The sequence below is a fragment of the Streptomyces sp. SID11385 genome (assembly GCF_010548245.1).
GTDB lineage: Bacteria > Actinomycetota > Actinomycetes > Streptomycetales > Streptomycetaceae > Streptomyces.
Genome location: NZ_JAAGLR010000435.1, coordinates 1 through 7,750 on the forward strand (window position 1 = coordinate 1; position 7,750 = coordinate 7,750).

General features: G+C 71.3%; 8 protein-coding genes. 4 read left to right on the top strand and 4 right to left on the bottom strand.

Translation table 11 applies throughout. The annotated features are described in order from the left end of the window. Both G3I42_RS13410 and gap read left to right on the top strand, forming a co-directional pair. A partial coding sequence (locus G3I42_RS13410; protein ID WP_164285687.1) for a helix-turn-helix domain-containing protein occupies positions 1-664 on the top strand: 664 nt, incomplete at its 5' end. A gap of 401 nt (positions 665-1,065) precedes the next feature. Next, the gene (gap, locus tag G3I42_RS13415) at positions 1,066-2,061 is read left to right on the top strand and encodes a type I glyceraldehyde-3-phosphate dehydrogenase (RefSeq protein ID WP_164285689.1); all 996 of its coding nucleotides are present in this window, start codon (positions 1,066-1,068) and stop codon (positions 2,059-2,061) included. Between the two features lie 143 nt (positions 2,062-2,204). Here gap and G3I42_RS13420 read toward each other — a convergent pair whose 3' ends face one another. Continuing rightward, positions 2,205-3,914 carry an MFS transporter gene (locus tag G3I42_RS13420; RefSeq protein ID WP_164285691.1) on the bottom strand — a complete coding sequence of 570 codons (1,710 nt, stop codon included), beginning with the start codon at positions 3,912-3,914 and terminating at the stop codon, positions 2,205-2,207. A gap of 21 nt (positions 3,915-3,935) precedes the next feature. Continuing rightward, positions 3,936-4,373 carry a MarR family transcriptional regulator gene (locus tag G3I42_RS13425; protein WP_164285693.1) on the bottom strand — a complete coding sequence of 146 codons (438 nt, stop codon included), beginning with the start codon at positions 4,371-4,373 and terminating at the stop codon, positions 3,936-3,938. 180 nt (positions 4,374-4,553) lie between these two features. On the opposite strand from G3I42_RS13425, the gene G3I42_RS13430 reads away from it, so the two are divergent. Further along, positions 4,554-4,730 (top strand): ribbon-helix-helix protein, CopG family, encoded by a 177-nt coding sequence (locus G3I42_RS13430; protein WP_164285695.1) that lies wholly within the window; start codon positions 4,554-4,556, stop codon positions 4,728-4,730. A 168-nt stretch (positions 4,731-4,898) separates the two neighbouring features. Here the strand turns inward: G3I42_RS13430 and G3I42_RS13435 are convergent, their stop codons facing one another. After that, positions 4,899-6,356 (bottom strand): NCS2 family permease, encoded by a 1,458-nt coding sequence (locus tag G3I42_RS13435; protein ID WP_164285697.1) that lies wholly within the window; start codon positions 6,354-6,356, stop codon positions 4,899-4,901. A 291-nt stretch (positions 6,357-6,647) separates the two neighbouring features. Here G3I42_RS13435 and G3I42_RS13440 point away from each other — a divergent pair, with 291 nt between their 5' ends. Further along, entirely contained in the window at positions 6,648-6,920 is a 273-nt protein-coding gene (locus G3I42_RS13440; RefSeq protein ID WP_164285699.1) for a DUF2530 domain-containing protein, read from the top strand. An 88-nt stretch (positions 6,921-7,008) separates the two neighbouring features. On the opposite strand, the gene G3I42_RS13445 is transcribed toward G3I42_RS13440, so the two are convergent. Next, the gene (locus tag G3I42_RS13445) at positions 7,009-7,497 is read right to left on the bottom strand and encodes a MarR family transcriptional regulator (protein ID WP_164285701.1); all 489 of its coding nucleotides are present in this window, start codon (positions 7,495-7,497) and stop codon (positions 7,009-7,011) included. Positions 7,498-7,750: the final 253 nt, after the last annotated feature.

Consider the following 7,750-nt stretch of genomic DNA (forward strand, 5'->3'; position numbering starts at 1 on the left):
GATCTCCACGGGCGCCTTCGCGCTCGCCGCGACCGGCCTGCTCGACGGGCGCCGCGCCACGACGCACTGGCACTACACGCGGGCCCTCGCCGAGCGGTACCCGGGGGTGCGCGTCGACGAGAACGTCCTCTTCGTGGACGAGGGCACCGTGCTCACCTCGGCGGGCGCCGCGTCCGGCATCGACCTGTGCCTGCACATCCTGCGCCGCGACCTCGGCGTCGCCGCCTCGCACCACACGGCGCGCCGCCTCGTCGCCGCGCCGTACCGCAGCGGCGGCCAGGCGCAGTACGTGCCGCGCGCCGTGCCCGAACCGCTCGGCGAACGCTTCGCCGCGACCCGCGAGTGGGCCCTGCGCCACCTCGGCGAGCCCCTGAGCCTGGACGTCCTCGCGCGGCACGCCGCCGTCTCCGCGCGCACCTTCTCGCGCCGCTTCGCGGACGACACCGGCTACACGCCGATGGAGTGGGTGACGCGCGCGCGGATCGACGCGGCGCGCGAACTCCTGGAGCGCTCGGAACGGGGCGTCGAGCGGATCGCCGTCGAGGTCGGTCTCGGCACCGGCGCCAATCTGCGGCTGCACTTCCAGCGGGTGCTGGGCACGAGCCCGAGCGAGTACCGGCGCACGTTCTCGCGCGGAGCACGCGAGAACCCGGGCGACCCCTAGGGTCTGTCTGACAATTCCCGTCGTCGCCCGCAGGGCGGCCGCGCGGCTCCCCCAGCCTTCGGCCGGGAGGTGCCCCCAGGTGCGTGCTCTCGGCGTGCCGGCCCCAGGCCCTCGTACTGGACGTACTTGGGTCCTGGGGCCGGTGCGGCGAGCGGGGGCACCTCCCGGCCGCCAGGCTGGGGGAGCGTGCATGGCGTCGCGCGGCAGACGGGAATTGTCAGACAGACCCTAGGAACGGGGCCGCCGCGCACGCCACGCGCACCGCGTACGCCGCCCCCGAGCCGCCTGGCGTGATCCTTGCGGACCCTGGCGCTTCCGCCTCGGCCACCGTCCCGCGCGCGGCGCGAATCTGGTGGTGAAGGCAAGAGCCGCAGCGCGGGAACGTCAGGAAGGCCCCCACCATGACCCGTATCGCCATCAACGGATTCGGCCGCATCGGACGCAACGTCCTCCGCGCCCTCGTCGAGCGCGACAGCAAGCTGGAGGTCGTCGCGATCAACGACCTCGGCGACCCCGAGACCCTCGGTCGCCTGCTGCGCTACGACACGACGGCGGGGCGCTTCGGGCGGCCCGTGAGCGTCGACGGGGACACCCTCGTCGTGGACGGGCGCCGGATCAAGGTGCTCGCCGAGCGCGAGCCGGCCCGCCTGCCGTGGGCGGAGCTGGGCGTGGACCTCGTCCTGGAGGCGACCGGTCGCTTCACCTCCGCCGACGCCGCGCGCGCCCACCTCGACGCGGGCGCGCGCAAGGTGCTCGTGGGCGCGCCGTCCGCCGGAGCGGACGTGACGCTCGCGTACGGCGTCAACACCGAGGCGTACGACCCCGCGACGCACCACATCGTCTCGAACGCCTCCTGCACGACGAACGCCCTCGCCCCGCTCGCCTCCGTCCTCCACGAACTCGCGGGCATCGAGCACGGCTTCATGACGACCGTGCACGCCTACACGCAGGAGCAGAACCTCCAGGACGGCCCGCACCGCGACGCCCGCCGCGCCCGTGCCGCCGCCGTCAACATCGTGCCGACCACGACGGGCGCCGCGAAGGCCATCGGCCTCGTGCTCCCGGAGCTGGACGGCAAGCTCTCGGGCGACTCGATCCGCGTGCCCGTCCCGGTCGGCTCGATCGTCGAGCTGAACACGACCGTGGCGCGCGAGGTGAGCCGCGAGGAGGTGCTCGCCGCGTACCGCGAGGCCGCCGCCGGACGGCTCGCGGGCGTCCTGGAGTACGCCGAGGACCCGCTCGTCTCCGCCGACATCGTCGGCGACCCCGCCTCCTCGATCTTCGACGCCGCCCTCACCCGCGTCGACGGCACGCACGTCAAGGTCGTGGCCTGGTACGACAACGAGTGGGGCTTCTCGAACCGCGTCGTGGACACGCTGGGGCTGCTGGCCGGCTGAGAGAGCGGCACACAGGGTTGTACGGCTGTTTAAAACGCCCGTATGGATCTGTACAGACGTATGTACAGATCCATACGGGCGTTCATCTGTGTCTATGCGGTGGTCCGGACGGGACCGTGCGGCCCCGTCCGGACCACCGCGGATCACGCCACCGCCGCCAGCTCCTTCGCCCGCTCCCCCTCGCGCGGTACGAAGCGCAGGCGCGGGTGGCCCCGGTGCCAGCCGAACTCCATGCGCAGGCCGCCGATCCGGGCCAGGACGAGCCCGACCGCGACGGCGGCGAGCGCCGTGATCGCGCCACCGGCCGCGAAGCCGATCCGGGCCCCGTAGGTGTCGGTGAGCCAGCCGAAGAGCGGGCCGCCGACGGGGGTGCCGCCGGTGAAGACCATCATGTAGAGGCTCATCACCCGGCCGCGCATCTCGGGCTCGGCGGCCATCTGGACCGTCTGGTTGGCGGTCGTGTTGGACGTCAGGCCGCACATGCCGATCGGCACGAGCAGCGCGGCGAAGAGCCAGTACGAGGGCACGAGCGAGGCGACGATCTCCAGGACGCCGAAGGCGATCGCCGCGCCGACGAGGAGCCGCAGCCTGGTGCGCGCGCGGCGCGCGGCGAGCAGCGCCCCGGCGAGCGAGCCGACCGCCATGAGGATGTTGAAGACCGCGTACGTGCCGGCGCCCGCGTCGAAGACGTCGTCGGCGAAGGCCGACAGCCAGACGGGGAAGTTGAAGCCGAAGGTGCCGACGAAGAAGACGAGGACGATCGGCCAGATCAGCTCGGGGCGCTTCGCGACGTAGTGCAGGCCCTCGCGGAGCTGCCCCTTGCCGCGCGGGGTGCGGTGGCTCTCGTGCAGCTCGCCGGAGCGCATGAGGAGCAGGCCGATGATCGGCGCGATGAAGGAGAGCCCGTTGAGGAGGAAGGCGTACCCGCTGCCGACCGCCGTGATGAGCGCGCCGCCGACGGCGGGGCCCACGAGGCGGGCGGACTGAAAGTTCGCGGCGTTGAGCGAGACCGCGTTGCGCATCATCCCCGGGCCGACCATCTCGGAGACGAAGGTCTGCCGGGCCGGGTTGTCGACGACCGTGACGAGGCCGAGGACGAAGGCGGTGAGGTAGACGTGCCAGACCTGCACGTTGTCGCTGAGGGTCAGCGCGGCGAGCGCGAGCCCGGTGAGGCCCATGACGGCCTGCGTGACGAGCAGCGTCTGCCGCTTCGGCAGCCGGTCGACGAGCACGCCGCCGTAGAGGCCGAAGAGGAGCATCGGCAGGAACTGGAGCGCGGTCGTGATGCCCACGGCGGCCGAGGACCCGGTGAGGCTGAGGACCAGCCAGTCCTGGGCGATGCGCTGCATCCAGGTGCCGATGTTGGAGACGACCTGGCCGGTGAAGAAGAGGCGGTAGTTGCGGATGCGCAGCGAGCTGAACATCGAGGTGCGGCGCGGGGGCTCGGGATCGGCGGGGGAAGCGGGAGGGGCGGCGTGCGCGTGCGCGTTCGTGGGAGGCTTTCCGGGCGTGGGAGTCGTGGAGGTGCGCGCGTCGGACGCGGCAGAGGTCGTACCGGCACCGGACGCGGCGTCGAGGGCCGTACCGGCATCGGGCGCGGCATCGGGAGCCGTACCGGCATCGGCGTCGGTCGCCGTACGGGCGTCGGGGCGCCCGGTGGCGGGGGCCTCGGTGGGGACGTCCTCGGTGGGGACCGGGATCTCGTCCGGGTCCTCCTGGGCGGCGTCCGCTTCGAGGGCCTGGCGCTCCGCCGTGCGGCGGGCGGGGTCCTCGGCGGAGCCGGGAGCGGGGCGGGCGGTGGTGTCGTGGCGGTCAGGTGCGGGGGCGGAGTCTGCTCCGGGTCCCGTACTCAAAGGGTTTCGCCTTCCTTTCGCTCACAGGTGCGCGAGCTTCTCCATCACCGGGGCGGCTGCCCGGAGCTTCTCCCACTCGTCCTCGTCGAGTTCGGCGGCGAGCTGCGCCAGCCACACGTTCCGCTTGCGGCGGCTCTCGGCGAGCATCGTCTCGGCCCGCTCGGTGGAGCTGACGACCTTCTGCCGTCTGTCCTCCGGGTGCGGTTCGAGCCGGACGAGGCCCTTCGCCTCCAGGAGTGCCACGATCCGCGTCATCGACGGCGGCTGCACGTGCTCCTTGCGCGCCAGCTCACCGGGGGTCGCGGAACCGCACCGGGCGAGGGTGCCGAGCACCGACATCTCCGTGGGGCTCAGCGACTCGTCGACGCGCTGGTGCTTGATACGGCGGGAGAGCCGCATCACGGAGGAACGGAGTGCGCTGATGGCAGCGGCGTCCTCACCCTGACTGAGGTCAAGCATGGTAGTTAGCGTAACTCATTACTCTTACTAAAGAGACTGCGCGGAGCATGCCCCGGCATGACCTGCCCCACACCCGCCCGCCACCTCCTGGACACTCGCACGCAAGACCGCACTCACCCGTACGAGTGAGTCGCGGCCGGAAAATATCGATCTCGCCCCCGCTGCCGTGATTCTGGGCGTATGGGGACCGATGTGCTCAGCCTGCGGATCGACGGCGAACTGCTCGACCGGATGCGCACGCATGCCGCGCGACGCGGCATGACCGTGCAGGACTACGTGATCAGGACGCTCGTGCGCGAGGACTTCGACGAGCGCTTCAAGGCCGCGGTGGAGAAGACGGAGAAGTTCTACGGGTGAGGGCGGGTGCGCGACCGCGGACGCGTACGGCGGGCACGCACCGGCGAGGGCGGGCGCGTTCGGCAGGCGAGCGCGGGCGCGTACGGGCCGGGCGCCGCGGCTCCCGGGAAAAGACGGACCCCCGGGCGCGTGCTCCGCACGCCCGGGGGTCACCCGACATCCGGCCCCTTACGTGAGCTGGAGCGCCGGCATCAGGTAGTAGAAGGCGAACACGGCCGACACGACGTACATCGCGATCGGCACCTCGCGCCAGCGGCCGACGACGATCCGCAGCACGGTGAAGGTGACGAAGCCGATCCCGATGCCGTTCGTGATCGAGTAGGTGAACGGCATCATCACCATGGTGAGGAACGCCGGGATGGCGATCGTGAAATCGGTCCAGTCGATCTTCGTGATCGAGCCCGAGAGGATCAGGAAGCCGACCGCGACGAGCGCCGGGGTCGCCGCCTGCGAGGGCACCATCGTGGCGACCGGGGTCAGGAAGAGCGCGACGGCGAAGAGCGCCCCGGTGACGATGTTCGAGAAGCCGGTACGGGCGCCCTCGCCGACGCCCGCCGTCGACTCGACGAAGCAGGTGGTGGCCGAGGAGGACGAGGCGCCACCGGCGGCGACCGCGATGCCGTCGACGAAGAGGATCTTGTTCATGCCCGGCATGGAGCCGTCCTCACGCGTGAGGTGCGCCTCGTCGCCGACGCCCATGATCGTGCCCATCGCGTCGAAGAAGCACGAGAGCAGCACGGTGAAGACGAACAGGATGCCGGTGAGGATGCCGACGTGGTGGAAGCCGCCGAAGAGGCTCACGTTGCCGATCAGCCCGAAGTCCGGCGTCGAGACGGGGTTGCCCGGCCACTTCGGCTCGGTCAGGCCCCAGGCGCCCGGCTTGATGTCGGCGACCGCGTTGATGATCACGGCCACGACGGTCATCGCGACGATGCTGATGAGGATCGCGCCGGAGACCTTGCGCACGAGCAGGGCGACGGTGAGCAGCGCGCCGAGGACGAAGACGAGCACGGGCCAGCCGTTGAGGTGGCCGTCGCCGCCGAGCTGGAGCGGGACCGTGGTCTGGGCGACGTCCGGGATACGGGAGACGAAGCCCGAGTCGACGAGGCCGACCAGGAGCACGAAGAGGCCGATACCGATCGAGATGCCCTTGCGCAGCCCGTTGGGAACCGCGCTCATGACGCGTTCGCGCAGGCCGGTCGCGACGAGCAGCATCACGACGAGACCGGCGAGGACCACCATGCCCATCGCGTCCGGCCACGTCATACGGGGCGCGAGCTGGAGCGCGACGACCGTGTTGACGCCGAGGCCCGCCGCGAGCGCGATCGGGACGTTGCCGATGACACCCATGAGGAGCGTCGTGAAGGCGGCGGTGACGGCCGTCGCGGTGACGAGCTGCCCGTTGTCCAGGTGGTGACCGTTCATGTCCTTGGCGCTGCCAAGGATGATCGGGTTCAGCACGACGATGTACGCCATCGCGAAGAAGGTGGCGAAGCCACCCCGGATCTCACGACCGAAGTTCGAGCCGCGCTCGGAGATCTTGAAGAAACGGTCCACGGCGTTCCGGGGCGGAGCCCCGGACGGTCCTCCGGGCACGGAGTCCTGGGCGATTGCCGAGGTGGGCATGGGGGAAACCTCTGGTCAGGAGAGCGAAAGCTACGGGGACGACGGGTGGGACGCGTGAGCTTCCGGTCGCTCTCCGTCGAGCAATTCGGTCGCTTTGTCGATTCTTACGAAAGAACTCAGCCACACCCGAGCGGGTTCAGTATGAAGACATGAACGCGAAATAGCTATCTCCGCGCGTAGAACGCAAGTCGGAGCGAGACGGCGTGTCGGGTGGATCAAGAGGCGACCTCGGGATATAGACGCGCCGGAGTCGCCCGGGGACCGCGCGCGTCCGCCGCGTAAGCTGGCCGCATGGAGAAGTGGACGCCGCGGCACGAGGCACCGGAACCGCTCGAAGGCCCCGTCGTGGCCACGATCGCGACCGGCACGGGGATCTGGTTCCTGCTCTTCCTCGTCCAGCTCCCGTTCTACGGCTGGTTCGACGACCACGGCCACCTGTGGTGGCTGTGGACCTGCGCCGCCGGGGCGGGCCTCGGCCTCTTCGGTACGTGGTACGTGCGCCGCCGCGACGAGGCGATCAAGCGGCACGCGGCCGAGCGGGCGGCGGGGCAGCCGGGGGCCTGAGCGCGCGGCGGGGCATCCTGCCCCGCACCGAGGCCCTTCCCCCGTACCGTCGCCCGCCCCCCGCTACCGCGCTCCCCAGCCACCCCCCTCACGGTTCGCGGGTGAAGTGTTTCCGCGCGACCGCCAGGTTGTACTTGCGGAACATGTCGCCGAGCAGGCGCAGGTCGTCCTCGTCCCAGTCCGCGAGGAGGTCGGCGAAGCCCTCCTGGCGGTTGCGGCGCACCTCGGCGGCGAGGCGGCGCCCTGTCTCGGTGGGGGTGATGAGGCTGCGGCGGCGGTCGGCGGGGTCGGGGGTCGTGGTCGCGAAGCCCTTGCGGCGCAGGGCGGCGACCTGGCGGCCCGCCGTCGACGGACTGAGGCCGAGCATCGCGGCGAGGGCGTTGATGTCGGGGGGTTCGGGCGCCGCGCCGAGCGTGCGGAGCATGAGGTATTCGGAGCGGTCCATCTCGCTGTGCGTCCGCGACCTGCGGTGGAGCAGTTCGAAGTTGCGGTTGAGGAAGGCGGTCTGCCGCTCGATCCGGTCGATGAGGTCGGCGCGGGGCGGCTCGGCCCCGTCCGGCTGACGCTCGACGGTCATCCTGCTGGCACTCCCCGTAAGGAATATCGGTACGATACTTGTTATTATATGTAACGTACAGGCTCCGGACGCCTCGCCACCGCGACCCGCCGGGGCCCTTCTTCCCGAGCGCGTCCGGGCGTCTCCGAGCACCCTCGGGTGACCCCCGATCGACCCCCGAGCGACAAGGACCAGATGGCAGAGGGCATACGTTCCGAAGCACCGCACGCCGCGCCCGCGGCCCCGCACCCCACGACCTCCCCCGCCGCGCCGC